This is a genomic window from Psychrobacter sp. CLB018, assembly GCF_041222815.1.
Lineage (GTDB): Bacteria > Pseudomonadota > Gammaproteobacteria > Pseudomonadales > Moraxellaceae > Psychrobacter > Psychrobacter faecalis.
On record NZ_CP166085.1, the window covers coordinates 621,043 to 647,095 of the forward strand.

Consider the following 26,053-nt stretch of genomic DNA (forward strand, 5'->3'; position numbering starts at 1 on the left):
GTTACAGTTGCGCATAAGCGTGCTTTATAACTGCTGATGTTATAAAGATATGTGACTTTTAAATTGATTCTTATAAACGGACTTCTTAGGGACAAGAGACTAAGCCAATTAAACGAACCTGGCCAACTTGTTGATAAGCCTTTGATAATGGCGAATATTATGACTGATACGATAACAAAACCTGATATGACCACTGCAAATAATACTGAAACAGGCACGACTGAAAAAAATGGCAGTTCCGCTGGGCAATCATGGTTTGAGCGCCCGATACCGGGCATTAAACAGCAATTGACTGCACCTTTGACGGCTGTCGAAACTGAACCGTCAACCAAGTGTAGCAGCTGTCATTCGATGATTACCAATACGGCTCTGATTTTTAATTGTTATGTCTGCCCGCATTGTGACCATCATTTACCGATGAGTGCTCGTGAGCGCTTAAACTGGTTGCTCGATCAAGTAGAAGGTGAGCTAGGACAGCAGTTCACTGCCAAAGACCCATTGAGCTTTGTGGATAGTAAGCCGTATCCGCAGCGTATGAGCGAAGCACAAGACAAAACCGGCGAGTCTGAAGCACTGATTGTGATGTATGGTAAATTGCGCAATCTTGATATCGTGACGTGTGCCTTTGACTTCCGTTTTATGGGTGGCTCTATGGGCTCGGTGGTTGGCGACCGTTTTGTAGAAGCCGCTGAAAAAGCCCTTAAAGATAAAGTACCCTTAGTCTGCTTTGCGGCCTCTGGCGGCGCGCGTATGCAAGAGGGCCTGCTATCCTTGATGCAAATGGCTCGTACGGCGGCGGCGATTGAGCGTTTGCGCTTAGCTGGTGTGCCATATATCGTAGTATTGACCAATCCTGTTTATGGCGGAGTGACGGCATCGCTTGCTATGCTTGGCGATATCCATTTGGCAGAACCAAAGGCCATGATTGGCTTTGCTGGTAAGCGCGTGATTGAACAAACGGTGCGCGAGACGCTAGAAGAGCCGTTCCAGCGTGCCGAGTTCTTGTTAGAGCATGGCGTGGTTGATGAAGTGGTGCACCGTCATCAGCTCATTGATACCATTTACCGTCTGCTAGCAAAACTATGCCGCGTGCCTAATGTTGATGCTTAGCAGCTTAGCAAACAGGTAATTGAGCTCGTTATGACTTAATAGCATTTATCGTCAATCACGGTAAATGCTATTTTTGCTTTTTGGCTAGGTAGTTATATACTGTCTCTAATTCCTAATTAAGCATTTTCTCATTCTCTATTTTCCCGAAAAATTTCATATAGGTTCCGCCCATGTCTGACTCTACCGTTTCTAATTCTAATATTCCTAATGAGCACTCGAGTTTGTCCGAATGGCTTGATTATATGCAGCAAATTCATGTCTCGGCGATAGATATGGGCTTGTCACGCGTATTGCCGGTTGCTGAGGCGTTAGGCGTGGTACAGTCAGCCAAAGACGATGCTTATGTGTTTACTGTAGCGGGCACTAATGGTAAAGGCTCAACGACCGCGGTCATCGCGCAGATGTGCCAAGCGGCAGGTTATAAAACCGCGCTGTATCAGTCACCGCATCTGAGTGTGTTTAACGAGCGCGTGCGTATCAATGGCGAGATGGTCAGCGACGAGACGTTGATTGATGCCTTTAGCAAAGTAGAGGTAGCAAGGTTACAGTGCGCTTTAACCTTATCATTTTTTGAGATGACAACATTGGCAGCATTATTAATCTTTGCTGAAGCAGACTGCGATGTCTGGGTGTTAGAAGTTGGGCTCGGCGGTCGCTTAGATGTGGTTAATATCATTGATCCTGATATGGCGGTGATTACCAATATCGCTATCGATCATGTCGATTGGCTAGGCGATAATGTCGAAGATATCGGCCGTGAAAAAGCAGGAATCCTACGCGATGGTATTACCCTAATTTATGGCGACAAGGAGATGCCAGCTAGTGTACAACAAGCGATTACCACGCATCAGGCAAGCTGTTATCAAGTTGGGCAAGACTTTGATTATCGTGAAGTAGATAACGATGTTTGGCAATATAGTAATGCCGCTGTCACTATGCAACTACCGCGCCCCGCACTATCCTTGACTAACACGGCCAATGCTTTATCAGCGGTGCTGGCAAGCCCGTTAAATATCGATAAAAGTGCTATTGAAAAGGCATTGCAAACGGTCAAGCTTGCCGGTCGCTTTGATTATCGTGAGACCCATAACCGTCATTGGCTGTTTGATGTGGCGCATAACGAGCAAGGCGTTGAGTTTTTATTGGCGCAATTATTACCGCTTTGGCAGCAGCATCTAGCAACGCAAAATAGTTGCGCACACTTAAGTAGTAAACCTGCCAACATTAAAATGCTGTTTTCTATGTTGGGCGATAAAGATATCAAGAAAGTCGTGCAGCGTTTGACTGAAGCGGGCTTGCCTATTAGCGTTTGGTTTATCGCTGAGATCGATTATCCACGCGCAGCCAGCACTGAGCAGCTACAAGGCATCTTAGCGAGTTATGTTGATAAGGCACAAATACATGCGTTTAAACGTTTACCAGAAGCGACCGCTGCCGTTATAAAGGGCAGCCAAGCGCAAGACTTAATCGTGGTATGTGGCTCGTTCCATACGATTGGCGAGGTGCTAGCGGCTCTCGCTGCTGATAATTTAAATTAAAATCTTGCTGATTTAATGTTAGTCTTAGCAGAAGCATGATGGCAGACAGTATAAAAAATATGCTTTATAATCAAACTGCTTTACCATACTGCTATACAATGTTATGTACAAATTAAAATGGCTATAAACAGCTTATCTTAGCATTTAAAAATGGCTGGACATAACTGGCGGCGATATTAAGTTTCAAAATTGTTTATTAAAGCTATATAAACATAGCTTGGGACGATAGTTGCGCCGCTCAATCAACCTTATTACCAACTAAGAGACGTAAACGGATGAACTTTTCGAGACAAGCCTTATTGGGCATTGGGATGATTATCGGCGGTAGCGTGATGCTATACGCCATGGTGCAACAAATTGGCGATAGCAATAAAACAAAACCTGCTTCAACGATGATAGAAAAACAAAGCCCGGCGCAAGAATCTCCACAGCCCTTGACGACTGATATCGAGACTGAAAAGCGCATCTTGGCACAAAAACAAAAAGAGCGTGCTGCCCGCGTTGCAGAGCAAGAAAGACGTGCACAGCAATTTTTAAGCGAGCAAGAAGCGGCTGAAGCGCAAGCATTGGCCAAAGCGCGCGCTGAAAGTCAGCAGTATTTGGCGAGCACCGCACCTGCTAAAGACAAAGAAGCCGAGGACAGTAATGGCGCTGAAACAGATACCTTGACAGCGACCAAATCTAGGACGGATAGCAATAATACTGCCACGACAACTGAGAATGATAATAGTGCCCGTGAGCAGAAAAAAGCCGCTCAAGCGCAACAAGAAGCTCAGCGCCAAGCTGTGCTTAAAGAACAAGCGGCCGCTAAAAAGCTAGCAGAGAGTAAAAAGGCAGCGGAAGCAAAAAAGCAGGCAGAGGTTAAAAAACAAGCTGAAGCTGAGAAAAAACAAAAAGCTGCAGAAGTCGCTAAAAATGAAGCGCCAAAATCGCCTACGGATTATCAGGTAAAAAAAGGTGATGGGCTGATTAAACTGGCACGGCAACACAATATGCCCGTAGAAGTCTTGGCACAAGCAAATAACCTTTCACCGTCGACCTCGCTACAACTGGGTCAAAATATTACCATCCCATCGCGTCAGCAGGTAGATCGCCTAGCACGTGAAGCAGCAGCGGCTGAAAAAGCGCGTGAAGAAAAGCGTCAAAAAGAAGAAGCGTTAGCCAAGAAATCTGCCGATGCCAAGCGTGAAGCGCAGCAGAAACTGAGCGCAGCCCGTAAAGAGGTGAAAGAAACCGATGCTAAAGGCAGTTTTGGCGTACAAGTGGCACTCGCGAATGACCAAGCCAAAGCGGATGAGTTGGCAAAAAAATTCCAATCAGCGGGTTATCAAGTCAAAACCAGTCCTACCAGTCGTGGTGTGCGCGTTATCGTTGGCCCTGAGCGCGGCAAAGTCGCCGCTTTGGCGCTAAAAGATAAGATTAATAGCGACCCGAAAGTGAATACCACCAGTGCTTGGGTTTTATACTGGCGCTAAAATAAATTTAAATTGCTGTAATATGATAGCCATTAGCACTAAATAAACCGTGCGATTTTAATTACGCCCGTTTGTATTTTTATCTTTCTCGTTAATTTTATTCAAACACGACATCTATTGTCGTGTTTTTTGTTTTATCGTTTGCCGATTGGGGCCAGCTTGGTTACGATGTGCGCCGCTATTTTCTGTTTCTTCCTGTTCTTTTCTGTACTGTATAACCTGTCAGCCTATAAAGGCTGCCCTGTCGCGGTTAGCTATGTGTCGTCATTTTATTTAATGACATCCTCTACGTAGCTGACGGCTTTCATTATGTATAAGGTAAAACCATGTCATTTGGCGTTATATTTTTAATATTAGCAGTTGGATTTGTCGGGCTGATCACCCTGCCAAAACTGTTTTCTAATAAGCATTCCACTGAGCCTGAGCCGCCACCTGTGCGCGGTGATGAGCTGGCTATTTGGCCATTTGCGCCGATGCCTATCATGACCGATACGGAAGTCATCTTTTTTAAAAAGTTAAAAAATGCGCTGCCCGAATATCATATTTTTGTGCAAGTTCAGCTGTCTCGTATCATCGAAGCAAACAGTGACGAAACCTCGGAGCGTAGCTTTTGGTTTAACCGCATTTGTCGCCAAAGCGTCGACTATGTCATCGTGGACATCGATGCACAGACTACCTTGCTGGCCATCGAGCTTGATGATTGGACGCATAATAGTAAAGCGCGGCAAAAGGCGGACGATAAAAAAGACAAAGCGCTTGCCAGTGCCGGTATTGCTATCGTGCGCTTTCATGCCGAACGCATGCCGAGTGCTGATATGCTCAGATATGAGCTGATGCAGGTAATTGAGAGTTATTAAGTTTATAATAAAAGCTTAACGTATGTCTTTTGCTGGGTCAGGCTTTTTAGGATAAATCACAATCAGCCTGTCACCTTCAAAATATAATCCTGTTCTTAAAATACCGTTTTCAAAATAGATAAGGGATAACTGACGATTGTCATAAAAGTCGCGCTTGCTAAACCATTCAATATAATGGGCGGCGCGTAATGCGGTTACATCAATCGTTGCAAGCGTGGCATTATCAGTTTTATCGCACCATTCGTGCATCGGAAAGCTTGGCGCTAGCCACGCAGGGTAATTAAAATTATGAGTGCCAATTGGCAAAAAGAAACGTCCTTTAATGACGCCATAACGTTTATCAATCTTCACTTGTCCATGTGCCTCGGTATCTAGCCATACTGTACGAAATTGTTTGGTTTGCATATGGGTCATTTTGCGCTGTAAATTATCGTTGGAGTTGATACCGACCCAATTTATCGGCGCAAACGGCGCTGACCCCATAAAAAACTTAATCGCTAATTCCCAATGCTCAACCAGATTGTCTTCATGATTATACAAAATCAAATCAAGCTCGCCTGTTGTCTGCTTGCCATTGTATAACTGCACGTTATTGGCAAGCGTCTCGTACCGATGTAATTTGCGTGCAAAGCCATCTTCTAGCCAAAACGATAACAATCCTTCAAAGTGAAAACCCAAGCGATTGGGGCTAGGACGTTTTAATAAATAGCGGGTTAATGCCTGATAGTCATTGGTGGTATCCAACTCTTTTAAACGCGGCTTATAAGCTTCAAACTGCTGTTGCCAAAAGTCTGCGCTATGTATTGCAACTTTGTGGGTAGTTTGATGCGGTGCGAAATCCAACCACGTCGTCAAGACGTTAGGGCAGGCGAGTACATACGCCAAATCACGCACAAAAGGTCGCCGATAAGCTTCCCAAGGTGCATAGCTATCAAGGCGCGGCGTAAGCTCAGACATAGGACAAACCAGAGTAAATATAAAGTATTTACCCTAGCGACTTGCTTACTAAAAGTCTATAGCGAATCGTAATATGTTAAGATTGTAGTCATCTGGCAGAATATATGATTGCCAACCTTTCAGTAATACAGAGGACTAAATTATGAAGTACCTTTTGCAAATCGACTTTCCTTATAGCGGTCCTTTTGGTAGTGCGTTTTTTGATGCCATGAAAGAGCTGGCTGAAGATATCGCAACCGAAAACGGTTTGGTCTATAAGCTATGGACAGAAAACGAAGCAACGCAAGAAGCGGGCGGTATCTATGTGTTTGATAATTTGGACGATGCCAATCGTTATTTAGAAAAGCATACCCAAAGACTGACTTCATTTGGTTTTAAAGATATCAAATCCAAAATCTTTGTTATCAATGAAGCGCTAAGTGCGATTACTAAGGCGTCTTTGTAATACTTTATGAAGAATAATGAGCATAAAAAAAGCCAACCATTGATATCAATGGTTGGCTTTTTTGTTTAACTACTATGTTTGGTCGGAACGGCAGGATTTGAACCTGCGACCACTACACCCCCAGTGTAGTGCGCTACCAGACTGCGCTACGCCCCGAATGACTGACTATTTTACGCAAAATTATGCATATTGCAAGGGCTATTTATTTTAGCCAAAATCTACAATGGCATTTTACTTATCACAGTCAGTTGCATACATAGTTATTCAACCTTAACCCAATAGCTCTTTTAGGATTTGGTTTACTTGTTGCGGGTTGGCACTGCCGCGGCTGGCTTTCATCACTTGCCCAACCAGACCGTTAAAGGCTTTTTCTTTACCGCCGCGATACTCGTCGACCATCGCTTGGTTTTTGGCAATGACCTCTTCGACGATGGCTTTAATCGCGCCTGTATCGGTTTCTTGCTTAAGCCCTTTTTCTTCGATGATTTTATCAGCAGCGTCATCAGCATCGCCGCCTTCGCGCTCATAAAGCGCACTAAAGACTTTTTTGGCTAATTTACCCGATAAAGTGTCATCTTTGATACGTGCCAGCATGCCTGCCAATTGCTTGGCGCTGATAGGCGAGTCGGCGATGTCTGTATCATCTTTATTAAGGGCACCGAGTAGATCACCCATGACCCAGTTAGCCGCCATTTTGGCGTCTTGTTGTCCGACCTCAGCGACGACATTTTCAAAATAATCGGCGAGCGTACGGCTACCGGTCAAGATGCGAGCGTCGTATTCTGATAGTCCAAGCGCTTCTTCAAAGCGTGCACGGCGAGCAACAGGTAGTTCGGGCATCGCAGCCTTGATGGCATCGACCGTATGCTGTTCGATACGCACTGGCAATAAGTCAGGGTCAGGGAAGTAGCGATAGTCGTTGGCGTCTTCTTTGGTACGCATGGTGCGGGTTTCATCGCGCTCAGGATCGTATAGCATCGTCGCTTGGATAACTTTACCACCGTCCTCGATGATGTCGATTTGACGCTCGATTTCACGATTGATGGCGCGTTCGATAAAGCGGAATGAGTTGAGGTTTTTCAACTCCGTACGTGTTCCCAAATCTGCGCCCGGTTTACGCACAGAGACGTTACAGTCGCAGCGGAATGAGCCTTCTGCCATAATCGCATCTGAGATACCAAGCCATGTGACCAGCTGGTGAATGGCTTTGATGTAAGCAATCGCTTCGGCAGCTGAGCGCATATCAGGCTCAGAGACGATTTCGATAAGTGGCGTACCTGCGCGGTTAAGGTCAACGCCTGTCATACCATCGACGGCATCGTGTACGGATTTACCCGCATCTTCTTCTAGGTGCGCGCGGGTGATACCCATACGTTTAGGGTATTCGTTTTTCTCGCCTTCATTGACCACCACGTCAATATAACCTTTGCCAACGATAGGGTTGGCCATTTGGGTGATTTGATAGCCTTTTGGCAAGTCAGGATAGAAGTAGTTTTTGCGGTCAAAGGTGTTAAATAGACCTAATTCAGCATTGACACCGATACCAAACTTTAAGGCACGATCGACCACGCCCGTATTCAATACAGGTAAAACACCAGGCAAGCCTAAATCAACGATACTGGCTTGGGTATTTGGTTCGTGACCAAAGTCAGTCGGCGCGCTGGAGAATATTTTACTTTCAGTATTGAGCTGGCAATGAATCTCAATCCCGATGACCACTTCATAGCCATCGACGAACAGCTCTTTGCGGACAATTTCTTGCTGAGCGGCATTATCAGTAGTAGTTGCTGTGTTCATTATACCGTCTCCTTCGCGATGGTAGAGTGTTGTAAATGGTGGTCGGTATGCTGCTGGAATAGATGGGCGGTAGAGAGCAGTTTGCTTTCTTGCCAATATTGACCAATCAATTGCAAACCAATAGGCAAACCGTTTGTGGTTAACCCAACCGGCTGACTAAGCGCAGGTAAACCCGCTAAGTTAACACCAATGGTATATACGTCCCCCAAATACATGGTTGCAGGATCAAGGTCTTCAGCAAGTTTATAAGCTGCGGTCGGCGCGGTTGGACTGGCGATGACATCACAATTGTTAAAAGCGTCTTCAAAGTCTTGTACGATGAGTCGGCGTACTTTTTGAGCCTTAGTGTAATAGGCGTCAAAGTAACCCGCGGATAGCGCATAAGTACCGGTCAAAATACGACGTTGTACTTCAGGGCCAAAGCCTTCTGAGCGTGAGCGCGTATATAAATCGAGCAGGTCGGTTGGGTTGTCACAGCGATAGCCAAAACGCACACCATCAAAACGTGATAGGTTCGATGATGCTTCAGCAGGGGCGAGCATATAATAAGTCGCAAGGGTAATTTCAGGGTCAGTGATGTTGACCTCTACAATCGTCGCACCAAGCGCTTCGTATTGTTTTAGCGCTGCACGTACCGCTTGCTCAACCTCAGCATCTAAGCCTTTGGTAAAGTACTCTTTTGCCACGCCAATACGTAAGCCTTCTAATGGCTTGGCGTTGTCGCCAGCAGTTGTGACGGCATCATTTAAGTCTTGCACGTAATCTGGCATATCATGCTTGATAGAAGTGGCATCGCGTGGGTCGTGACCAATCATCGGTTGTAGCAGATACGCACAGTCCATAGCACTGCGGCCCATGCTACCCGCTTGGTCAAGGCTTGACGCATAAGCAATCATACCAAAGCGCGAGATACGACCATAAGTTGGTTTGATACCGGTTAAACCACAAAATGAAGCAGGCTGACGGATAGAACCACCAGTATCGCTGGCAGTAGCAACCGGAACAAACCCTGCGGCAACGGCAGCGGCACTACCACCTGATGAGCCACCTGGGACGCGCTCAAGATTCCAAGGATTGTGTACCGCGCCATAATGCGAGCTCTCATTATCCGAGCCCATCGCAAACTCATCCATATTGAGCTTACCAAGGCTAATCATGCCGGCTTTATTGATATTGGTGACGACAGTGGCATCATAAGGTGACACAAAGTTATGCAGCATTTTTGAGCCACAAGTCGTTAAGACACCTTGGGTACAAAAGATATCTTTATGCGCCATCGGCACACCAAGCAGGGGACGCTTGTCACCTTGGGCACGCATCTCATCAGCGGCTTGTGCTTGCGCGCGCGCGGTTTCGGAGGTGTGGGTGATAAAGCTGTTGATCTTACTGTCGAGCGCGTCGATACGCTTGATATAGTGCTCAGTTAATTCTGCACTGCTAAATTGCTTGTCTTGCAAGCCCGTAATCAGCTGCTGGGTACTTAAAAGGTGAAGTTCAGACATAAGGTGTCGTCCGTCAAAATGTGAATAACATTAAATAAAGTGAAATACGGTAAAAATTATTGGGGCAATTATTCAATCACTTGTGGCACAAGGTATAAACCTGCTTCTACGGCAGGCGCGACCGATTGATTGCGCTCGCGATTGATATCGTGTTTGGCGACATCGGCGCGCAAATCTTGGCAAACTTCATGAATGTTTGATAAAGGTTTGATACCAGTGGTGTCGACACTACCAAGCGTTTGCATCAATTTTAATACGTCGCTGATATCGTCGGCGTAGCTGCTGGCGGTGTCTTCATCAACACCGAGGCGTGCAAGGCGGGCAACTTCTAAGATTTCTTTGCGGCTGACATTGCTTTCAGCGGCGAGGGTTTGCTGTGACATAGTTTCTCCAGTGAAGGATAGTTTTTATTAGAGTAGGGATAAAAATAGGTAATGACTAATAACTGAATAAAGTAATAATGTTTAAAATACACGCAAATAAACAATCTACCTGAGTATTTTATAAAGAGTGCCTTTATTATAAAGCATCTCACCGAAGATTACAGAGCAGGGCATCGATTGCTGCTGTATCTTTACTAACTTTGTTCAAATAAAGAGCGTTACAAAATTGACCGAATAGTTATGGATTGATTGTCAATTGCTCAGCATTGCGTTCAGAAATACGTTACAGTATGCAGCCACTGCTCAGCGAAACGTTAAGTAAATGCCTTTAAATGACTTAGCAAAACCCGCCGCAGCAATAATACTTGGTGATCGCGCCTTGTTAGTGTTTGAATTAAATGATGTTTCATTAAATGGCATGCTCTGCTCTGTCATTTCAAACTTTGTAACATCTTTTCGCGTTTAACGGCAAAATCCTAGCGTACTTATGCAAATTTCTGTGTTTTTTTTGAGCTAAATCGGTATAATTTAGCTCAGTTTTTTCATTTCATCATTATTGCTTCGGTTTGACTTGCTGCGATGATAAACTCGCGCCATCGGTCATGTCTTACGACGACCTGCTCAACACTGACGAGTAACCCTCAGTCAATTTCGTTCGCCTCATTCGCCTCATTTGTAATACGCTGGATATATTAGCCATGAACCCGTTTGGATTTTTATCAAATAATATCGCAATCGACCTCGGTACTGCGAACACCCTTATCTTTATTCCTGGTAAAGGGGTGGTGCTCGACGAGCCTACAGTGGTCGCGCTACGTAGTAATCGTACCCAAAACCCTACCGTCGCCGCCGTTGGTATTGATGCCAAACAGATGCTAGGGCGTACGCCTGCCAACATCACGGCTATTCGCCCATTAAAAGATGGCGTGATTGCAGACTTTGAAGTGACACAAAAAATGCTCAAGCATTTTATCACTAAAGTAAAAGCCAAGCGTTTTATGGCGCAGCCCAACGTGGTGGTTTGTGTGCCTTGCAAATCGACGTTGGTTGAGCGTAAAGCGATTCGTGAAGCGGTATCGTCGGCTGGCGCGAGCAAAGTATTGTTGCTAGAAGAGCCAATGGCTGCCGCAATCGGTGCGGGCATGCCCGTGCATGAAGCCAGTGGTTCTATGGTCGTTGATATCGGCGGTGGCACCACTGAGATTGCTGTTATCGCGCTGTCAGGCTGCGTCTATGCCGAGTCGATTCGTATCGGCGGCGATATGTTTGATGAAGCGATTATTACTCATGTGCGCCGTACGCATGGCTGCGTGATAGGTGAAACCACCGCTGAGCGTATCAAGCAAGAAGTAGGTTCGGCATTAAATGAAGACAGCCAATTAGAAGTTGAAGTTCGCGGTCGCAGCATGGCAGAAGGTGTGCCAAAGACCTTTACGGTCAATTCTGAAGAAGTACAAAAGGCCCTCAGCGACCCATTAAGCGGTATCGTGAGCGCAGTAAAAGCAGCACTTGAGCAAACGCCACCTGAATTGTCATCAGACATCGCTGAGCGCGGTATTGTCTTAACTGGCGGCGGCGCGTTGCTGCGTGATTTAGACAAGCTTATCTCTAAAGAAACCGGTCTGCCTGTGACGGTCGCTGAAGAGCCATTGACTTGTGTCAGCCGTGGCGGCGGTATTGCGCTTGATTTTATCAACAACAAAAGCCTAAATATGATTTTTGTTTAAGTTGTGAATATTAAAGCGCTATAAAAATTGTTTGATCCTATTTATTTTTTCTTATTAAAGGTAGCCAATAAGGTTGCCTTTAATGACATTTAGCCATACCAAAATGCGATAGCAGTACGATATCAGCTAAACGTCGCTAATAATATATCGACATTATTTTAAACTGACGCTATAGGCTGATATTTGTTGCTCTTATGGCGCGTCGCAGATATTGCTCACCTTAAAACCTCTAGATTAGACCAATTATGATTCCAAGTATTTTTGCTCGTCAGCCGCTCGCGCTTCGTAAGACTGCTATCGTATTGATAGTGGCGCTGGTGTTGATGTGGTTTGATAGCAAAAATCCAGAATGGTTTAAGCCGATACGCTCGACCACCCATGCCGCCATGCAGCCTATTTATGAGCTGTCGTTATTACCAAGTTACGCAAAACATTGGTCAAGTGGTAGCTTGCAGTCGAAAGAAGCGCTACGCCGCGAAAACATGCAGCTAAAAACGCAACTTATCCATGCCCAAGCTAAGCTGCAGCAGCAGGATTATGTCTTGGCACAGAACGCGCGTTTGCAAGGTATCTTATCGACCACGCGCCCTGAGCAATTTGATTTAAACCTCGCGCAAGTGATTGGAACGGATACCAATCTGCTCAGGCAAATTGTGGTACTGAATAAAGGCGAGCAAGATGGCGTACAAGTCGGTCAAACGGTCATCGATGAAGTGGGCATTTTAGGTCAGATTATTAATGTCTATCCCAATACCAGTCGCTTATTGCTGATTACCGATGAGCAGCAATCGGTTGCTGTGACCGTCAAACGTACCGGACAGCGGGCTATCGTCACTGGCGAGGGCATACCGACCTCATTACGCCTTAACTACGTCTTTAAAACCTCAGATGTGCGCGTCGGCGATGAGCTGGTGTCTTCAGGCTTGGGCGGACGTATTCCGGCGGGCTATCGCGTTGGTCGTATCGCCCATGTCGAAGACACGCAAGAAGATAACTTTAGAAGTATTGAAGTCACGCCAGCGGCAAACTTTATCGACAATGCCTATGTATTGGTGCTGCAAGATAAACTGGTTAATAGAAGAAATGCCGGTATTAAAGAAAACTAAGGGCTTGTCAGCTTACTCATAAGTCCACATTGCGCGTCATTATTGATAGCATAGACATTTGCACAGACATTTACATAGACGTCTGGATAGACAGATAAGATAAATAGTATTCAAAATTATTTGGTCAACTACCGCTGCTACTCTTTTCAATATTAACTGAACGATTAAATAGCTGCTAAACTCTCGCTAAAGGTAAGTATTCATGGCATACGCGGATTTTGATGATGCAACTGGCGTACTCCCGGCCTTGATTATACTGAGTTTTATTATTGCCTCATCGCTGAGCGTCTATCCTTTAAGCCCAAGTATGGCTGCACTGCGTCCGATGGTGATGGTGATGGTGCTGATTTTTTGGTTACTGTTTCAGCCGCGCTATGTCGGGATTTTCAGCGCCTTTGCTATTGGTATTATCGCCGATTTATTAATGGATACCCACTTAGGTCAGCAAGCGTTCGCCGCCGTTATGGTAGCGATGGTCATCAAAATCACCAGTATCTATATCAGACAGCTTAATACCATTAGCGCTTGGCTTATTGCAAGCTTAGGATTGGTTGTTTTCCAAGTCAGCTTATGGATATTGCAACTCTTTATCCAAAATACCTTTGTTGCGCAATCTGCCTTATCGTTATTTATGAGTATCATCAGCTGGCCATTGGTGTTATTGACATTACGGAGATTTGCCCGCTAGTTTTTTACATTTATTTGTTTCATAAAGCTGAAAAACCATAAATTTATAAAATAAGAGTTAACACAATGAATCTCATTTTAGCGTCTGGCTCGCCGCGGCGTCATGAGCTGCTAACCAGAGCGCAACTCGACTTTACGGTCATGAGCGTCAATATTGATGAAACGCCGCATGTGAATGAATCTCCTAAAGATTACATTGAACGTATGGTTGCTAGCAAAGCAGAAGCGGCGCTAGAGCAATTGAATAAAAAGCTAAATAAAAAGTTAAACGACAGGCAAACTGATTTATCTGCATCTCTAATTATTTTAACCGCTGATACCATTGGCGTCTTAGCCGATGGTAAAACGGTATTGGTCAAGCCCGACAGCCGAGCAGACGCTTATCGTATGTGGCAGCAGATGTCCGATAATACTCACCAAGTATGGACAGCGGTGCAAGCAACTCAAGTATTGTTATCTGCTAAGTCTTCAAGCTCTCCAACCTCCGGCAGAGCATTTCAAATCGTGAATCAACAACAAATTACTGAGCGCACCGATGTCACCTTTATTCCTTTAACCGAAGAGATGATGCAGAGCTACTGGGACAGCGGCGAGCCTGCTGATAAAGCTGGTGGTTATGGTATTCAGGGTTTGGGCGCCGCCTGGGTAAGCCGCATTAATGGCAGCTATACCAATGTGGTTGGTTTACCGCTGGCACAAACCGTGGCGTTGATTAAAAATATCACGGCTATCAGCGCCAACGATAGAGCCTAAGCATTGAGCAAATAAGCTGAGTAAACAGGTAGGTGAGAGTAGCGCGTATTTGATGTAGGATAATTAAATGGTTGGTCTTACATGAGATGGCAAATGGCTATCACTCAATTATCTGCACATAATGACACGCTAGGATAATGGGCAAACCCAAGGTGCATTTGGTACACTGTGAGGCTACCAAACGATGAACGCTTCACAAGAAAGCTGAGTGCTAAGAGAAAATATTATGTCCGAAGAGCTGCTGATTAATATTAGTCCCATGGAATCGCGCGTCGCCGTGTTAGATAACGGGGTGTTGGGCGAGATTTATATCGAGCGTCATCATAAACTGGGCTTGGTCGGCAATATTTATTTGGGCACGGTAGTACGCGTGCTTCCGGGTATGCAGGCAGCTTTTGTCGACATCGGCCAGTCACGCACAGCGTTTTTACATGTCAATGACATGCAGCGCGAACCGCGTCCTGTTAGCGAGAGCAAAAATAAGACCTCAGAAAACACCAATAACCAACGTCCTGTTATCGAAGCTACCGCTGATGATTTGGCGGTCACGCCGCCTGTGGTCAGTGCGCACAGCACCGAGGTTGTAGCCGTTACAAAATCTCTTATCCAGCATCGACTGCACGAAGGCCAACGTATCTTAGTACAAGTGACCAAAGACCAGCTTGGTAGCAAGGGCGCGCGTTTAACTACCAATATATCGCTACCATCACGTTACTTGGTCTATCTGCCATCGAGTGACCATATCGGTATCTCGCAGCGTATTGATGGCGAAGAAGAACGTACTCGTCTCAAAACTGAACTGGCGAGCCTGATGCAAACGGTCAATCTACAAGGTGGGCTGATTGCGCGCACCGCTGCTGAGCGCGTGCCAGTCGATAAACTCGAAGAAGATATCTACTATCTATTGCAGCTCTGGCGCACCATTTGTGCCCGTCGCCAAGAAACAAAACCAAATCAAAGCTCTGAGCTTATTTATCAAGAATTATCACTGCCGCTACGCTCCATTCGTGACTTGGTGCATGCCGATACCGAAAAAGTGGTGATTGATAACGCGCAAATCTATGAGCAAGTCCGTTATTTTGCTAAAGAGTTTGTGCCTTTCGTCTACGACCGTATTGTGCATTATACCGCCGAGCCTTCCTTGTTTGATGTCCACCGTGTCGAGGATGATTTGCGTGATGCCCTAAAACGTCGTGTCGATTTAAAGTCTGGCGGTTATCTGATTATCGATCAAACCGAAGCCATGACCACCATCGATGTCAATACTGGCTCTTTTGTCGGTGGGCGCTCGTTAGAAGATACCGTTTATAAAACCAATTTAGAGGCCACCCACGCTATTGCACGGCAATTACGCCTAAGAAACCTTGGCGGCATTATTATCTTAGATTTTATTGATATGCTTGAGCAGCAGCATAAAGACGATATTTTAGAGAGCCTGCAAGCGCAGCTAGCGCAAGACTACGCCAAAACCAAAATTACCCAAGTCAGTGAGCTTGGGCTGGTTGAAATGACGCGTAAACGTACCCGTGAGTCGCTTGGACAGCAGCTATGTGAACCTTGCTCAACCTGTCAGGGTCGCGGCTTTGTTAAAACGGCCGAAACCGTTTGCTTTGAGATATTTCGCGAGATTATGCGCTGTGCGCGAACTTATAACTCGCCCAAGAAATTCACTGTGGTTGCCCATGCTGCCGTCATTGACTTACTATTGACCACCGAATCAGACACCGTCGCAGATTTAGAGTATCTATTAGGTAGAGTGATTACCTTTGAGGTCGAAAATCTCTATACCCAAGAGCAATATGACATCGTTTTAGATTAATGATAGAGTAAATTTATACCATTATAAAGTATCTTAATTGAGGTTTTGATAAGAAAATTATTGATAAAAGCGCTTGTTTATAAAGGGGGATATCTCAAAACACCGCCGATATTACTCTTGCAATGAGCGAAATACTATGTATAATACACACCACTGAATTATATATGCGCAGCCAATTAAACAGCTGGCGCTATGACAGCTAGAGCATCGTTTCTAGCACTATTTCATTATGCCTTTGCTGACATCCTATAATGGAAGGGTCGGCGGGGCTTTAAACTATTTTGCTTTTGGCACGCTATAAGTTCCGGTAACGAACTCATTCTGGTTAAGAACAGAAGGCCGCTTAAAGTGAATATTTAACCAAACGGCTTTTGCTCATATCTTTGCAAAGCAAGAATGACAAAAGCACATATTAGGAGCTTGCTGGCATGGCTAACCAGAGAATCCGTATCCGTCTTAAGTCTTTTGATCATCGTCTGATTGATCAATCTGCACAAGAGATCGTTGATACTGCAAAGCGCACCGGTGCGCAAGTTTGTGGTCCTGTACCGTTGCCGACTCGCATTGAGCGCTTCAACGTTCTAACCTCACCACACGTTAATAAAGACGCTCGTGACCAGTACGAAATCCGTACTCACAAGCGTATGGTTGATATCGTTCAGCCTACCGACAAAACTGTGGATGCGCTAATGAAGTTAGACTTAGCGGCGGGTGTTGACGTTCAAATTGCTTTGGGTTAATGCAAAACACACCCAACCCATTAATATAAGATATAAAGAGGTCTAAAATGGCGATCGGTTTAGTCGGTAAAAAATGCGGCATGACCCGTATCTTCACTGAAGCAGGCGAATCTATTCCTGTTACAGTGGTTGAGGTCCATGCTAACCGCATTACTCAAGTAAAAAATACTGATGTAGATGGCTATCAAGCCATTCAAGTTACCACAGGTACTCGTCGTGACAGCCGCGTAACTGCTGCACAGAAAGGTCACTTCGCTAAAGCTGGCGTTGCAGCTGGCCGTGGTGTATGGGAATTTCGTGCCAATGACAGCGATCTTGAAGGTCGTGAAATTGGTGGTGAGATCCTAGCTGACTTGTTCGAACAAGGTCAGATTGTAGATGTCACAGGACAGAGTAAAGGTAAAGGCTTTCAAGGCGGCGTAAAGCGTCACAACTTTAGCATGCAAGATGCCACTCATGGTAACTCAGTGTCTCACCGTGTCCTTGGTTCAACTGGTCAAAACCAGTCACCAGGTAAAGTCTTCAAAGGCAAAAAAATGCCAGGTCAAATGGGTAACAAACGCGTTACCGTTCAGGGCCTAGAAGTGATATCGGTTGATGTTGAAAAAGGGTTACTTGTCATCAAGGGTGCTATCCCAGGTGCCACCGGTGGCGATGTCATCGTACGTCCGTCAGTCAAAGCCTAAGCAAGGGGATTAACGTGGATTTAAAAACAGTTACAGGGGCGGCAGTTGAGCTTTCTGATACGGCTTTCGGTCGTGAATTCAACGAAGCATTAGTGCATCAGGTCGTCACCGCATATCTTGCTGGTGCTCGTCAAGGTACACGCGCTCAGAAAACCCGTGCCGAAGTTTCTGGTGGTGGCATCAAGCCATGGCGCCAAAAAGGTACTGGTCGCGCTCGTGCAGGTTCTATTCGTAGCCCAATCTGGCGTTCAGGTGGTCGTGCATTCGCAGCCAAACCACAAGATTGGTCACAGAAAGTTAACCGCAAAATGTATCGCGGTGCGATGCAGTGCATCCTAGCCGAATTGATTCGCCAAGAGCGTTTGATTTTGGTTGAAGAGCTAAGCGTTTCTGGTCCTAAGACCAAAGAGCTGATTGCAAAGTTAAATGATTTGGGCGCACCTCGTGCACTCATCGTCACCAAAGAAGTTGACGAAAATCTATACTTAGCTGCGCGCAACATCCCACACGTCAATGTACTTGGTACAAACGAAGTGGATCCAGTGAGCTTGATTGCTTTTGATAAAGTAATCATGTCAGTTGAAGCTGCGAAACAATTTGAGGAAGCACTAGCATGAATAACGCAAGACTTTATCAGGTCTTAAGAGGGCCTGTATTCTCAGAAAAATCTCAAATGCTTGGCGACTCACTTGGTGTACAGGTATTTAAAGTTGACTCTAATGCTACTAAGCTTGAAGTCAAAAAAGCGGTTGAGATGATGTTCGAAGGCGTTGAAGTTTTAAAAGTAAACACTTTGAATGTTAAAGGTAAGACAAAGCGTTTTGGTAAAAATATCGGCCGTCGTAATGACTATAAAAAAGCCTACGTTACCTTAAAAGCTGGTCAAGATGTACAAATGGCTGATGCTGGTGAAGAAGTCGCAAACACGACTGCTTCTACTAGTGAAACAGCGAACAACGAATAAGGATTACACTCATGCCTATCGTAAAAGCAAAGCCAACATCACCAGGCCGTCGTTTTGTTGAAAAAGTGGTGCATCCACACCTTTACAAAGGTCGTCCTTTTGCAGCGCTTCTCGAATCAAAAAGTAAGTCAGGTGGTCGTAACAATAATGGTCGCATCACGACTCGTCACGTTGGTGGTGGTCATAAGCAGCATTATCGTATTATCGATTTTAAACGTACTAAAGACAATATCCCAGCTGTGGTTGAGCGTATCGAATACGATCCTAACCGTACTGCACACATTGCTTTACTTAAGTACGCTGACGGCGAACGTCGCTATATCATTGCTGCTAAAAAACAAGCAGTTGGCGATACCGTCATGTCAGGAGAGAACTCTCCAATCCGTCCAGGTAACTGCTTACCACTGAAAAACATCCCATTGGGTACTGTGATACACAATATCGAACTTAAAATCGGTAAAGGTGCACAGCTAGCTCGTTCTGCGGGTGCCAGCGTTCAGCTACTAGGTCGTGACGGTATTTATGCTATTCTACGTCTACGCTCAGGTGAAACTCGCCGCGTACACGTGAATTGCCGTGCTGTTATTGGTGAAGTTTCTAACACTGAAAATAACTTGAAATCACTTGGTAAAGCCGGTGCTTCACGTTGGCGCGGTGTTCGTCCTTCTGTTCGTGGTGTCGCTATGAACCCGGTTGATCACCCACACGGTGGTGGTGAAGGTCGTAACAAAGGTCGCCATCCAACCAGCCCTTGGGGTCAGAAGTCTAAAGGACTTAAAACGCGTCATAATAAGCGTACTGACAGTATGATCATCCGCCGCCGCGCCAAGAAGAAATAAAGGAAGAATTTCATGCCTCGTTCATTGAAAAAAGGTCCATTCATAGACGCGCACTTATTTGCTAAAGTTGAGAATGCATTAGACACCAACTCACGCAAACCAATTAAAACTTGGTCGCGCCGCTCGATGATTTTGCCACAAATGGTTGGCCTAACCTTATCTGTTCACAACGGCCGTACTCACGTACCGGTTATCGTAAGCGAGCAGATGGTTGGTCATAAACTAGGTGAATTTGCCCCGACTCGTACATATCGTGGTCATGGCATTGACAAGAAAGCTAAGAGATAAGGTGCTTACCATGGAAGTAACTGCAAAATTACGCGGTGCCGCCATATCGGCACAAAAAGTTAGACTCGTTGCTGATGAAGTTCGTGGCAAATCTATCGAGCGTGCTTTGGATATCCTAACGTATAGTAATAAAAAAGGCGCTGTTTTCGTTAAGAAATGTCTTGACTCAGCCATCGCCAATGCCGAACACAACAACGGTTTAGATATCGATACTCTTAAAGTATCAACCATCTACGTTGATGAAGGCATTACGCTAAAACGTATCCTACCACGTGCTAAAGGTCGCGCTGATCGTATCAGTAAGCGTACTTGTCACATCACTATAAAGGTAGGAGAATAAGTTATGGGTCAAAAAGTACATCCAATCGGAATTCGTCTTGGTGTTGTCAAAAAGCATAACGCAAACTGGTATGCTAACCCTAAACAATACTCAGAATACCTCATCAACGACATTCAAGTTCGTGAGTATCTACGCAAAAAACTAGACAACGCTATGATCAGCAACATTATGATTGAGCGTCCTACTGGTGCTGCTAAGATTACCATCGCCACTGCGCGTCCTGGTATTGTTATCGGTAAAAAAGGCGAAGATATCGAAAGACTTCAAAAAGAATTGACCAAAATTATGGGCGTACCTGCTCAGGTCAACATTGAAGAAATCACATCACCTGATCTTGATGCACGTTTGGTAGCAGACGGTATCGGCAGCCAGCTTGAGCGCCGTGTTATGTTCCGTCGTGCGATGAAACGCGCCGTACAGAACAGCATGCGTTCTGGTGCTAAAGGTATTAAAGTTGAGCTGTCTGGCCGTCTTGGCGGTGCTGAGATTGCTCGTACTGAATGGTACCGTGAAGGTCGTGTGCCATTGCATACACTCCGCGCTGATATTGACTACGCGTCAATTCGTGCAGAAACCACATACGGCACTATCGGTGTAAAAGTTTGGATTTTCCGTGGCGAAATCCTTGACGGTATGAACAGCGTATATAATCCCGTCAAAGAAGAGCAGACTCGTGCGCCAAAACGCCGTGGTCGTGGAAACGGAAACCGTCGAAACACAGACAGAGGTTAAACTATGTTACAGCCAAAACGTACCAAGTTTCGTAAAATGCACAAAGGTCGTAACACAGGTCTTGCTCACCGTGGAAGCACCGTTGCATTCGGACAAATTGGTCTAAAATCGTTGACTCGTGGTCGTATGACTGCCCGTCAAATTGAAGCAGCACGTCGTACCATCACTCGTAAAATCAAGCGTGGCGGTAAGATTTGGATTCGTGTATTCCCAGACAAACCTATTACCAACAAACCACTAGAAGTACGTATGGGTAAAGGTAAAGGTCCAGTCGAGTATTGGGTATGCGAAATCAAACCTGGTAAAGTGCTATATGAACTCGAAGGGGTTTCAGAAGAACTTGCTCGCGAAGCGTTAACGCTTGCTGCAGCAAAACTGCCCTTTAAAACTACCATTGTTAAGCGGACGATAATGTAATGAAGATCAGTGAATTACGTGATAAATCATTAGAAGAACTGACTCAGTTACTTGATGAAAAGCAACTTGATGCTTTCCGTATTCGTATGGCTAAAGCAACGGGTCAGTTGGGTAACACCCATGAAGTCAGAAGCAATCGTCGCACGATTGCTCAGATTCAGACTTTGATTAACGAGAAACAACGAGGCGACTCATGAGCGATAACAATCAAACAGCTAATGCTAGCGTATTGACAGGACGAGTTGTCAGCGACAAGATGGACAAATCCATCACAGTTTTGATTGAGCGTCTGGTTCGTCATCCTTTGTATGGCAAACAGCTTCGTCGTTCTACAAAAATCAAAGCTCATGATGAAGATAACGTTTGTCAACAAGGCGACCTTGTCCGCATCAAAGAAACGCGTCCAATCTCAAAAACCAAGTCTTGGACTTTGGTTGAAGTGGTTGAAAAAGTAGAAAAAATCTAAGTAAATTGCATTAAAAGCCAGAAGCTGTTAAAATAGCCGCCTTTTTAAGGATGCTGATTGCGCCGAGCGTATATCACTCACATTAAGAGTAGCAGCGGTTATTAATATTAAAATGCCGACTACTCATTCTGTGCTAGCGGCAGCAACTGGTTTTTATTGCTCATACGTGTGGAGTAACGCTATGATTCAGGTTGAATCGATGCTGGAAGTTGCAGACAATAGCGGTGCAAGACGAGTTCAGTGCATTAAAGTACTGGGTGGCTCTCATCGTCGTTATGCATCAGTTGGCGACATTATTAAAGTAACGGTTAAAGAAGCCATTCCGCGTGGTCGTGTTAAAAAAGGCGACGTGATGAATGCTGTAGTTGTACGTACCAAAAAAGGCGTTCGTCGTCCTGATGGTTCAGTTCTGCGTTTTGATGACAATGCTGCGGTATTGTTGAACCAAAACAAAGCACCGATAGCAACTCGTATTTTTGGACCGGTAACTCGTGAACTACGTGGTGATCAGTTTATGAAAATTGTATCACTAGCACCAGAAGTATTGTGAGGTAATCCATGTCAAAATTACGTAAAGGCGATACAGTTATCGTGATTGCTGGGAAAGACAAAGGCAAGCAAGGTACTGTGCAAGCTGTAAAAAACGATCGTATTAAAGTTGAAGGCATCAACATTGTCACCAAACATCAGAAGCCAAATCAGGCAACTGGTACTGAAGGTGGCATCGTTAAGCAAGAAGCTTTTTTGCATATCTCAAATGTCGCAATTTTAAATGCGCAAACCCAAAAAGCTGATCGTATTACTTATCAGTTCGGTGAAGACGGCAAGAAACAACGCGTCTATCGTTCGAACGGTGAAGTAGTGGCGACTGCGTAAGACACTAAGGGTGTAATGGTAATGGCAAGATTAAAATCTTTATATAACGAAGAATTAAAGCAACAAATCAAAGAAGAGCTTGGTTTGGCGAACGTGATGCAAGTGCCTAAAATCACTAAAATCACGCTTAATATGGGTGTAGGCGGCGCGTCTCAAGACAAAAAATTGCTTGAAGGTGCTGTAGCTGACATGACCGCTATCGCTGGTCAAAAACCTGTCGTCACCAAAGCGCGCAAATCAGTTGCTGGCTTTAAAATTCGTGAAGAATGGCCAATTGGCTGTAAAGTAACGCTGCGCGGTGAGCAAATGTACGAATTTTTAGATCGTCTCATTGCCATTGCAATTCCTCGTATTCGTGATTTCCGCGGTTTTTCACCTAAAGCCTTTGACGGACGTGGTAACTACTCATTGGGTATCAAAGAACAAATCGTATTCCCAGAAGTAGACTTTGACAAGATTGATCGTATCCGCGGTATGGATGTGACCATCACCACGTCAGCTGGTAATGATGAAGAAGGTCGTGCGTTGCTTAAAGCATTCGGCTTCCCATTTAAATAAGGTAAAGACGTTATGGCAAAGAAGAGCATGATTAACCGCGAATTAAAACGCGAAAAAATGGTTGCTAAATATGCTGAAAAGCGTATTAAGCTAAAAGAAACTATCAGTGATATCAACGCATCAGACGAAGAGCGTATGGAAGCGATGCTAGAGCTACAAGCCCTACCACGCAACGCATCACCAGTACGTCTACGCAACCGTTGTGCTATCACTGGTCGTCCTCACGGTTACTTCCGCAAGTTTGGCTTATCACGCAATATGCTGCGTGAGCGTGTCATGCAAGGCGATGTGCCTGGTGTTCGTAAAGCAAGCTGGTAAGGAGTAACGATATGAGTATGCAAGATACCGTTGGGGATATGCTAACCCGTATTCGTAACGCACAAATGGCTAATAAAGTATCGGTAGCAATGCCGAGCTCTAAACTACGTAAATCAATCGCTGACTTATTAGTAAGCGAAGGTTATGTAGCCAGCGCTGTTGTGACTGAGCAAGAAAATAACAAAGCAACTTTGACCATCGAGTTAAAATACTTCGAAGGCAAAGCGGTTATTGAAACGATCCAACGTTATAGCCGTCCTGGCCTACGCCAGCATCGCGGTAAAGACGCTATCCCTACTGTTAAACAAGGTATGGGTGTTGCTATCGTATCAACCAGCCAAGGTATCATGAGCGATCGTGCTGCACGCGCTGCTGGTATCGGTGGTGAAATCGTTGCATTCGTTGCTTAATTAGCAATCATTGCTATCGGTAACGAGACGATAAAGTCTACTTGATCTTCGTTGGGCACTTATCAATTTTATCATACATATTTTTTAACATTGATAGGTGCCTAATGCAGTCAATTATGCTAAACTAACACGCTTTTTAGCCTGTTAGTTTTTTCGCTAATAAAAGTAAGTTAATTTTTTTAAGGAATATTCCTATGTCTCGTGTGGCTAAAGCCCCAGTAGCACTGCCTAGCGGCGTAAGTGTTACTTTGAACGATCGGCAGGTCGAAGTTAAAGGCAAAAATGGCAATATGTCTTTACGCCTGCATGAATTGGTCGAGCTAAAACAGGAAGATGATGCAATTCTTCTCTCACCTGCAGCCGATTCAAAAGAAGCCATGATGCATACTGGCACCATGCGCTCTTTACTAAACAATTTAGTAATAGGCGTAAATGAAGGTTTTGAAAGACGCCTTCAACTTATTGGTGTTGGTTATCGCGCTCAAGCTACTGGTAATAAAGTAACGTTAAACGTTGGTTACTCACATCCAGTAGAATATACACTACCTGAAGGTGTATCAGCTGAAACCCCAACGCAAACTGAAATCGTTTTAAAATCAAACGATAAGCAGCAGCTTGGTCAAGCAGCGGCTAATATCCGCGGTTTCCGCCCACCAGAGCCTTATAAAGGTAAAGGTATTCGTTATAGTGACGAGCATGTGATTCGCAAAGAAGCCAAGAAAAAATAAGGTGAGTTGAAATGTTTGATAAAAAAGCAGCTCGTCTACGTCGAGCAAAGAAAACCCGTGCACATATCCGTTTTTTAGGCGTAAATCGCTTAACGGTTAACCGCACCCCAAGACATATTTATGCCCAAATTATCTCTCCAAACGGTGGTGAAGTGATTGCTCAGGCATCTACCTTAGACAGCAGCTTACGTTCAGGTGCAACTGGTAACGTTGATGCAGCGACGTCTGTGGGCCAATTGATCGCAGAACGCGCAAAAGCAGCTGGTATTACTAAGGTTGCCTTTGACCGTAGTGGTTTTAAATATCATGGTCGAGTAAAAGCTTTAGCTGAAGCTGCTCGCGAAAACGGATTGGAGTTTTAATCATGGCTAGAAATGATAAAAATGATAAAAATGAACAGACTGACGGTCTAGTAGAACGCTTAGTTACCGTTGATCGCGTTGCAAAAGTGGTTAAAGGTGGTCGTATTTTCTCATTCACTGCGCTAACCGTAGTGGGTGATGGTAATGGCCGTGTTGGTTTTGGTCGTGGTAAAGCACGTGAAGTGCCAGCTGCTATCCAAAAAGCACTTGAAGCTGCTAAGCGCAACATGATTACTGTTGAGCTTGATGGTGCAACTTTGTTCCATCCGATCAAAGCACGTCATGGTGCTAGTAAAGTCTACATGCAGCCTGCATCTGAAGGTACTGGCGTAATCGCTGGTGGCGCAATGCGTGCGGTATTAGAAGTTGCTGGTGTTAAAGACGTTTTAACGAAATCTCATGGTTCTACCAACACGGCAAACGTTGTACGTGCAACATTCAACGGTTTACGTGATATGTCAACTCCAGAAAAGATGGCAGCAAAACGTGGTAAATCTGTAGACGAAATCTTGGGTTAACTTAGAAACTAGGTGAGTTACGATGAAAAAAATGAAAGTCACTCAATTTAAATCGGGTGCCCATCGCCTCAAGAGCCACAAAGCGAGCTTGAAAGGATTGGGTTTACGCCGTATTGGTCATACTGTTGAAGTAGAAGATACGCCTTCAACCCGTGGTATGGTCAATCGCGTCAACTACATGGTAAAAGTGGAGGAAGCGTAATGGGACTTAGATTAAATGAATTATCACCAGGTGTTGGCGCGAAAAAAACTGCCCAACGTCGTGGTCGTGGTATCGGTTCAGGTCTTGGCAAAACTGGTGGTCGCGGTGTAAAAGGTCAGAAATCTCGTTCAGGTTCTAGCATTCGCTCAGGATTTGAAGGCGGTCAAATGCCTTTATATCGTCGCCTACCAAAATTTGGCTTTACCAGTAAAATGGCAATGACGACTGCTGAAGTTCGTCTGTCTGAACTAAACAAAGTCGAAGGCGATGTGGTTAGCATTGAAACATTAAAAGCTGCTAACGTTATCCGTCATGACATGAAACGCGTTCGTATTATGTTGTCAGGCGAAGTCACTAAAGCTTATACTTTTAAAGGTATCAAAGTGACTAAAGGCGCCAAGCAAGCAATCGAAGCTGCTGGTGGTAGCATCGAGGAGTAGTAACGTGTCAAAA

General features: G+C 45.0%; 34 protein-coding genes, 1 tRNA gene and 1 pseudogene. 31 read left to right on the top strand and 5 right to left on the bottom strand.

The window, feature by feature from the left end; genetic code table 11:
* Positions 1–147: 147 nt before the first annotated feature.
* The 4 genes from accD (at position 148) to AB8P72_RS02725 (ending at position 4,980) form a co-directional block, all read left to right on the top strand.
* Positions 148–1,110, top strand: coding sequence for an acetyl-CoA carboxylase, carboxyltransferase subunit beta (gene accD, locus AB8P72_RS02710; protein WP_180952576.1), 963 nt, complete (start codon positions 148–150; stop codon positions 1,108–1,110).
* A 170-nt stretch (positions 1,111–1,280) separates the two neighbouring features.
* Positions 1,281–2,648: a bifunctional tetrahydrofolate synthase/dihydrofolate synthase gene (gene folC / locus AB8P72_RS02715; protein WP_102077537.1), complete on the top strand. Its 1,368-nt coding sequence runs from the start codon at positions 1,281–1,283 to the stop codon at positions 2,646–2,648.
* 275 nt (positions 2,649–2,923) lie between these two features.
* On the top strand, positions 2,924–4,123 hold the full coding sequence (locus tag AB8P72_RS02720; RefSeq protein WP_193030632.1) for a LysM peptidoglycan-binding domain-containing protein: 1,200 nt from the start codon (positions 2,924–2,926) through the stop codon (positions 4,121–4,123).
* Positions 4,124–4,449: 326 nt separating this feature from the next.
* Positions 4,450–4,980 (top strand): DUF2726 domain-containing protein, encoded by a 531-nt coding sequence (locus AB8P72_RS02725; protein ID WP_068408504.1) that lies wholly within the window; start codon positions 4,450–4,452, stop codon positions 4,978–4,980.
* Positions 4,981–4,995: 15 nt separating this feature from the next.
* On the opposite strand, the gene AB8P72_RS02730 is transcribed toward AB8P72_RS02725, so the two are convergent.
* On the bottom strand, positions 4,996–5,937 hold the full coding sequence (locus tag AB8P72_RS02730) for a DUF1853 family protein (RefSeq protein WP_193030634.1): 942 nt from the start codon (positions 5,935–5,937) through the stop codon (positions 4,996–4,998).
* Between the two features lie 142 nt (positions 5,938–6,079).
* Between AB8P72_RS02730 and AB8P72_RS02735 the strand changes: the two genes are divergently transcribed.
* Complete coding sequence (locus AB8P72_RS02735) at positions 6,080–6,382, top strand: monooxygenase (protein WP_102077541.1); 303 nt, start codon at positions 6,080–6,082, stop codon at positions 6,380–6,382.
* A gap of 79 nt (positions 6,383–6,461) precedes the next feature.
* Here the strand turns inward: AB8P72_RS02735 and AB8P72_RS02740 are convergent.
* The 4 genes from AB8P72_RS02740 to gatC all read right to left on the bottom strand — a co-directional run bounded on the left by AB8P72_RS02740 (position 6,462) and on the right by gatC (position 10,064).
* A tRNA-Pro gene (locus AB8P72_RS02740) sits at positions 6,462–6,538 on the bottom strand.
* Between the two features lie 114 nt (positions 6,539–6,652).
* Positions 6,653–8,179 (bottom strand): Asp-tRNA(Asn)/Glu-tRNA(Gln) amidotransferase subunit GatB, encoded by a 1,527-nt coding sequence (gene gatB / locus AB8P72_RS02745; protein ID WP_369957943.1) that lies wholly within the window; start codon positions 8,177–8,179, stop codon positions 6,653–6,655.
* Positions 8,179–9,681 carry an Asp-tRNA(Asn)/Glu-tRNA(Gln) amidotransferase subunit GatA gene (gene gatA / locus AB8P72_RS02750; RefSeq protein WP_144297883.1) on the bottom strand — a complete coding sequence of 501 codons (1,503 nt, stop codon included), beginning with the start codon at positions 9,679–9,681 and terminating at the stop codon, positions 8,179–8,181. The genes gatB and gatA overlap by 1 nt, the downstream gene beginning before the upstream one ends.
* Positions 9,682–9,749: 68 nt before the next feature.
* A complete protein-coding gene (gene gatC, locus AB8P72_RS02755; protein WP_198328453.1) occupies positions 9,750–10,064 on the bottom strand; it encodes an Asp-tRNA(Asn)/Glu-tRNA(Gln) amidotransferase subunit GatC in 315 nt (104 codons plus the stop codon).
* A 698-nt stretch (positions 10,065–10,762) separates the two neighbouring features.
* Between gatC and AB8P72_RS02760 the strand changes: the two genes are divergently transcribed.
* The 26 genes and pseudogenes from AB8P72_RS02760 (at position 10,763) to rplO (ending at position 26,040) form a co-directional block, all read left to right on the top strand.
* Entirely contained in the window at positions 10,763–11,791 is a 1,029-nt protein-coding gene (locus AB8P72_RS02760) for a rod shape-determining protein (protein ID WP_102077545.1), read from the top strand.
* A gap of 245 nt (positions 11,792–12,036) precedes the next feature.
* Positions 12,037–12,897, top strand: a complete 861-nt coding sequence (gene mreC, locus AB8P72_RS02765) for a rod shape-determining protein MreC (RefSeq protein ID WP_102077546.1) — start codon at positions 12,037–12,039, stop codon at positions 12,895–12,897.
* 202 nt (positions 12,898–13,099) lie between these two features.
* A complete protein-coding gene (mreD, locus tag AB8P72_RS02770; protein WP_191691540.1) occupies positions 13,100–13,585 on the top strand; it encodes a rod shape-determining protein MreD in 486 nt (161 codons plus the stop codon).
* Positions 13,586–13,650: 65 nt separating this feature from the next.
* Positions 13,651–14,337 (top strand): nucleoside triphosphate pyrophosphatase, encoded by a 687-nt coding sequence (locus tag AB8P72_RS02775; RefSeq protein WP_369957944.1) that lies wholly within the window; start codon positions 13,651–13,653, stop codon positions 14,335–14,337.
* 226 nt (positions 14,338–14,563) lie between these two features.
* Positions 14,564–16,156, top strand: coding sequence for an Rne/Rng family ribonuclease (locus tag AB8P72_RS02780; RefSeq protein WP_198328458.1), 1,593 nt, complete (start codon positions 14,564–14,566; stop codon positions 16,154–16,156).
* A gap of 428 nt (positions 16,157–16,584) precedes the next feature.
* The gene (rpsJ, locus tag AB8P72_RS02785) at positions 16,585–16,896 is read left to right on the top strand and encodes a 30S ribosomal protein S10 (protein ID WP_010196670.1); all 312 of its coding nucleotides are present in this window, start codon (positions 16,585–16,587) and stop codon (positions 16,894–16,896) included.
* 47 nt (positions 16,897–16,943) lie between these two features.
* The gene (gene rplC / locus AB8P72_RS02790; RefSeq protein WP_068408481.1) at positions 16,944–17,582 is read left to right on the top strand and encodes a 50S ribosomal protein L3; all 639 of its coding nucleotides are present in this window, start codon (positions 16,944–16,946) and stop codon (positions 17,580–17,582) included.
* 14 nt (positions 17,583–17,596) lie between these two features.
* Complete coding sequence (rplD, locus tag AB8P72_RS02795) at positions 17,597–18,199, top strand: 50S ribosomal protein L4 (protein WP_068408479.1); 603 nt, start codon at positions 17,597–17,599, stop codon at positions 18,197–18,199.
* On the top strand, positions 18,196–18,546 hold the full coding sequence (gene rplW, locus AB8P72_RS02800; protein ID WP_068408477.1) for a 50S ribosomal protein L23: 351 nt from the start codon (positions 18,196–18,198) through the stop codon (positions 18,544–18,546). The genes rplD and rplW overlap by 4 nt, the downstream gene beginning before the upstream one ends.
* 11 nt (positions 18,547–18,557) lie before the next feature.
* Positions 18,558–19,385 carry a 50S ribosomal protein L2 gene (gene rplB / locus AB8P72_RS02805; protein ID WP_068408475.1) on the top strand — a complete coding sequence of 276 codons (828 nt, stop codon included), beginning with the start codon at positions 18,558–18,560 and terminating at the stop codon, positions 19,383–19,385.
* A 12-nt stretch (positions 19,386–19,397) separates the two neighbouring features.
* Positions 19,398–19,673 carry a 30S ribosomal protein S19 gene (gene rpsS / locus AB8P72_RS02810; protein WP_010196682.1) on the top strand — a complete coding sequence of 92 codons (276 nt, stop codon included), beginning with the start codon at positions 19,398–19,400 and terminating at the stop codon, positions 19,671–19,673.
* Positions 19,674–19,683: 10 nt separating this feature from the next.
* Entirely contained in the window at positions 19,684–20,013 is a 330-nt protein-coding gene (rplV, locus tag AB8P72_RS02815; protein ID WP_068408473.1) for a 50S ribosomal protein L22, read from the top strand.
* Between the two features lie 3 nt (positions 20,014–20,016).
* Positions 20,017–20,851, top strand: a pseudogene (rpsC, locus tag AB8P72_RS02820) (30S ribosomal protein S3).
* Positions 20,749–21,162 carry a 50S ribosomal protein L16 gene (gene rplP, locus AB8P72_RS02825; protein WP_068034608.1) on the top strand — a complete coding sequence of 138 codons (414 nt, stop codon included), beginning with the start codon at positions 20,749–20,751 and terminating at the stop codon, positions 21,160–21,162. The pseudogene rpsC and the gene rplP overlap by 103 nt, the downstream one beginning before the upstream one ends.
* Positions 21,162–21,359, top strand: coding sequence for a 50S ribosomal protein L29 (gene rpmC, locus AB8P72_RS02830; protein WP_068408469.1), 198 nt, complete (start codon positions 21,162–21,164; stop codon positions 21,357–21,359). The genes rplP and rpmC overlap by 1 nt, the downstream gene beginning before the upstream one ends.
* Positions 21,356–21,628, top strand: coding sequence for a 30S ribosomal protein S17 (gene rpsQ, locus AB8P72_RS02835; protein WP_068408467.1), 273 nt, complete (start codon positions 21,356–21,358; stop codon positions 21,626–21,628). The genes rpmC and rpsQ overlap by 4 nt, the downstream gene beginning before the upstream one ends.
* Before the next feature lie 181 nt (positions 21,629–21,809).
* Positions 21,810–22,178 carry a 50S ribosomal protein L14 gene (gene rplN, locus AB8P72_RS02840; RefSeq protein WP_010196702.1) on the top strand — a complete coding sequence of 123 codons (369 nt, stop codon included), beginning with the start codon at positions 21,810–21,812 and terminating at the stop codon, positions 22,176–22,178.
* 8 nt (positions 22,179–22,186) lie between these two features.
* Positions 22,187–22,504 (top strand): 50S ribosomal protein L24, encoded by a 318-nt coding sequence (gene rplX / locus AB8P72_RS02845; RefSeq protein WP_068408465.1) that lies wholly within the window; start codon positions 22,187–22,189, stop codon positions 22,502–22,504.
* Between the two features lie 21 nt (positions 22,505–22,525).
* Positions 22,526–23,062: a 50S ribosomal protein L5 gene (gene rplE, locus AB8P72_RS02850; RefSeq protein WP_068408463.1), complete on the top strand. Its 537-nt coding sequence runs from the start codon at positions 22,526–22,528 to the stop codon at positions 23,060–23,062.
* A 12-nt stretch (positions 23,063–23,074) separates the two neighbouring features.
* A complete protein-coding gene (gene rpsN / locus AB8P72_RS02855; protein WP_068408462.1) occupies positions 23,075–23,380 on the top strand; it encodes a 30S ribosomal protein S14 in 306 nt (101 codons plus the stop codon).
* Positions 23,381–23,391: 11 nt separating this feature from the next.
* The gene (rpsH, locus tag AB8P72_RS02860) at positions 23,392–23,790 is read left to right on the top strand and encodes a 30S ribosomal protein S8 (RefSeq protein WP_068408460.1); all 399 of its coding nucleotides are present in this window, start codon (positions 23,392–23,394) and stop codon (positions 23,788–23,790) included.
* 194 nt (positions 23,791–23,984) lie between these two features.
* Positions 23,985–24,518, top strand: coding sequence for a 50S ribosomal protein L6 (gene rplF, locus AB8P72_RS02865; RefSeq protein ID WP_068408459.1), 534 nt, complete (start codon positions 23,985–23,987; stop codon positions 24,516–24,518).
* Positions 24,519–24,529: 11 nt separating this feature from the next.
* Positions 24,530–24,880: a 50S ribosomal protein L18 gene (gene rplR / locus AB8P72_RS02870; protein WP_068408457.1), complete on the top strand. Its 351-nt coding sequence runs from the start codon at positions 24,530–24,532 to the stop codon at positions 24,878–24,880.
* Positions 24,881–24,882: 2 nt separating this feature from the next.
* Positions 24,883–25,398: a 30S ribosomal protein S5 gene (gene rpsE / locus AB8P72_RS02875; protein WP_068408455.1), complete on the top strand. Its 516-nt coding sequence runs from the start codon at positions 24,883–24,885 to the stop codon at positions 25,396–25,398.
* A gap of 22 nt (positions 25,399–25,420) precedes the next feature.
* Positions 25,421–25,600: a 50S ribosomal protein L30 gene (rpmD, locus tag AB8P72_RS02880; RefSeq protein WP_068408453.1), complete on the top strand. Its 180-nt coding sequence runs from the start codon at positions 25,421–25,423 to the stop codon at positions 25,598–25,600.
* On the top strand, positions 25,600–26,040 hold the full coding sequence (gene rplO, locus AB8P72_RS02885) for a 50S ribosomal protein L15 (RefSeq protein WP_068408451.1): 441 nt from the start codon (positions 25,600–25,602) through the stop codon (positions 26,038–26,040). The genes rpmD and rplO overlap by 1 nt, the downstream gene beginning before the upstream one ends.
* Positions 26,041–26,053: the final 13 nt, after the last annotated feature.

Excerpts from the sequence above, each read along its gene's own strand:
- accD (WP_180952576.1), top strand. The coding sequence starts at position 148 with ATGGCGAATATTATGACTGATACGATAACAAAACCTGATATGACCACT.
- folC (WP_102077537.1), top strand. The coding sequence starts at position 1,281 with ATGTCTGACTCTACCGTTTCTAATTCTAATATTCCTAATGAGCACTCG.
- AB8P72_RS02720 (WP_193030632.1), top strand. The coding sequence starts at position 2,924 with ATGAACTTTTCGAGACAAGCCTTATTGGGCATTGGGATGATTATCGGC.
- AB8P72_RS02725 (WP_068408504.1), top strand. The coding sequence starts at position 4,450 with ATGTCATTTGGCGTTATATTTTTAATATTAGCAGTTGGATTTGTCGGG.
- AB8P72_RS02730 (WP_193030634.1), bottom strand. The coding sequence starts at position 5,937 with ATGTCTGAGCTTACGCCGCGCCTTGATAGCTATGCACCTTGGGAAGCT.
- AB8P72_RS02735 (WP_102077541.1), top strand. The coding sequence starts at position 6,080 with ATGAAGTACCTTTTGCAAATCGACTTTCCTTATAGCGGTCCTTTTGGT.
- gatB (WP_369957943.1), bottom strand. The coding sequence starts at position 8,179 with ATGAACACAGCAACTACTACTGATAATGCCGCTCAGCAAGAAATTGTC.
- gatA (WP_144297883.1), bottom strand. The coding sequence starts at position 9,681 with ATGTCTGAACTTCACCTTTTAAGTACCCAGCAGCTGATTACGGGCTTG.
- gatC (WP_198328453.1), bottom strand. The coding sequence starts at position 10,064 with ATGTCACAGCAAACCCTCGCCGCTGAAAGCAATGTCAGCCGCAAAGAA.
- AB8P72_RS02760 (WP_102077545.1), top strand. The coding sequence starts at position 10,763 with ATGAACCCGTTTGGATTTTTATCAAATAATATCGCAATCGACCTCGGT.
- mreC (WP_102077546.1), top strand. The coding sequence starts at position 12,037 with ATGATTCCAAGTATTTTTGCTCGTCAGCCGCTCGCGCTTCGTAAGACT.
- mreD (WP_191691540.1), top strand. The coding sequence starts at position 13,100 with ATGGCATACGCGGATTTTGATGATGCAACTGGCGTACTCCCGGCCTTG.
- AB8P72_RS02775 (WP_369957944.1), top strand. The coding sequence starts at position 13,651 with ATGAATCTCATTTTAGCGTCTGGCTCGCCGCGGCGTCATGAGCTGCTA.
- AB8P72_RS02780 (WP_198328458.1), top strand. The coding sequence starts at position 14,564 with ATGTCCGAAGAGCTGCTGATTAATATTAGTCCCATGGAATCGCGCGTC.
- rpsJ (WP_010196670.1), top strand. The coding sequence starts at position 16,585 with ATGGCTAACCAGAGAATCCGTATCCGTCTTAAGTCTTTTGATCATCGT.
- rplC (WP_068408481.1), top strand. The coding sequence starts at position 16,944 with ATGGCGATCGGTTTAGTCGGTAAAAAATGCGGCATGACCCGTATCTTC.
- rplW (WP_068408477.1), top strand. The coding sequence starts at position 18,196 with ATGAATAACGCAAGACTTTATCAGGTCTTAAGAGGGCCTGTATTCTCA.
- rplB (WP_068408475.1), top strand. The coding sequence starts at position 18,558 with ATGCCTATCGTAAAAGCAAAGCCAACATCACCAGGCCGTCGTTTTGTT.
- rpsS (WP_010196682.1), top strand. The coding sequence starts at position 19,398 with ATGCCTCGTTCATTGAAAAAAGGTCCATTCATAGACGCGCACTTATTT.
- rplV (WP_068408473.1), top strand. The coding sequence starts at position 19,684 with ATGGAAGTAACTGCAAAATTACGCGGTGCCGCCATATCGGCACAAAAA.
- rplP (WP_068034608.1), top strand. The coding sequence starts at position 20,749 with ATGTTACAGCCAAAACGTACCAAGTTTCGTAAAATGCACAAAGGTCGT.
- rpmC (WP_068408469.1), top strand. The coding sequence starts at position 21,162 with ATGAAGATCAGTGAATTACGTGATAAATCATTAGAAGAACTGACTCAG.
- rpsQ (WP_068408467.1), top strand. The coding sequence starts at position 21,356 with ATGAGCGATAACAATCAAACAGCTAATGCTAGCGTATTGACAGGACGA.
- rplN (WP_010196702.1), top strand. The coding sequence starts at position 21,810 with ATGATTCAGGTTGAATCGATGCTGGAAGTTGCAGACAATAGCGGTGCA.
- rplX (WP_068408465.1), top strand. The coding sequence starts at position 22,187 with ATGTCAAAATTACGTAAAGGCGATACAGTTATCGTGATTGCTGGGAAA.
- rplE (WP_068408463.1), top strand. The coding sequence starts at position 22,526 with ATGGCAAGATTAAAATCTTTATATAACGAAGAATTAAAGCAACAAATC.
- rpsN (WP_068408462.1), top strand. The coding sequence starts at position 23,075 with ATGGCAAAGAAGAGCATGATTAACCGCGAATTAAAACGCGAAAAAATG.
- rpsH (WP_068408460.1), top strand. The coding sequence starts at position 23,392 with ATGAGTATGCAAGATACCGTTGGGGATATGCTAACCCGTATTCGTAAC.
- rplF (WP_068408459.1), top strand. The coding sequence starts at position 23,985 with ATGTCTCGTGTGGCTAAAGCCCCAGTAGCACTGCCTAGCGGCGTAAGT.
- rplR (WP_068408457.1), top strand. The coding sequence starts at position 24,530 with ATGTTTGATAAAAAAGCAGCTCGTCTACGTCGAGCAAAGAAAACCCGT.
- rpsE (WP_068408455.1), top strand. The coding sequence starts at position 24,883 with ATGGCTAGAAATGATAAAAATGATAAAAATGAACAGACTGACGGTCTA.
- rpmD (WP_068408453.1), top strand. The coding sequence starts at position 25,421 with ATGAAAAAAATGAAAGTCACTCAATTTAAATCGGGTGCCCATCGCCTC.
- rplO (WP_068408451.1), top strand. The coding sequence starts at position 25,600 with ATGGGACTTAGATTAAATGAATTATCACCAGGTGTTGGCGCGAAAAAA.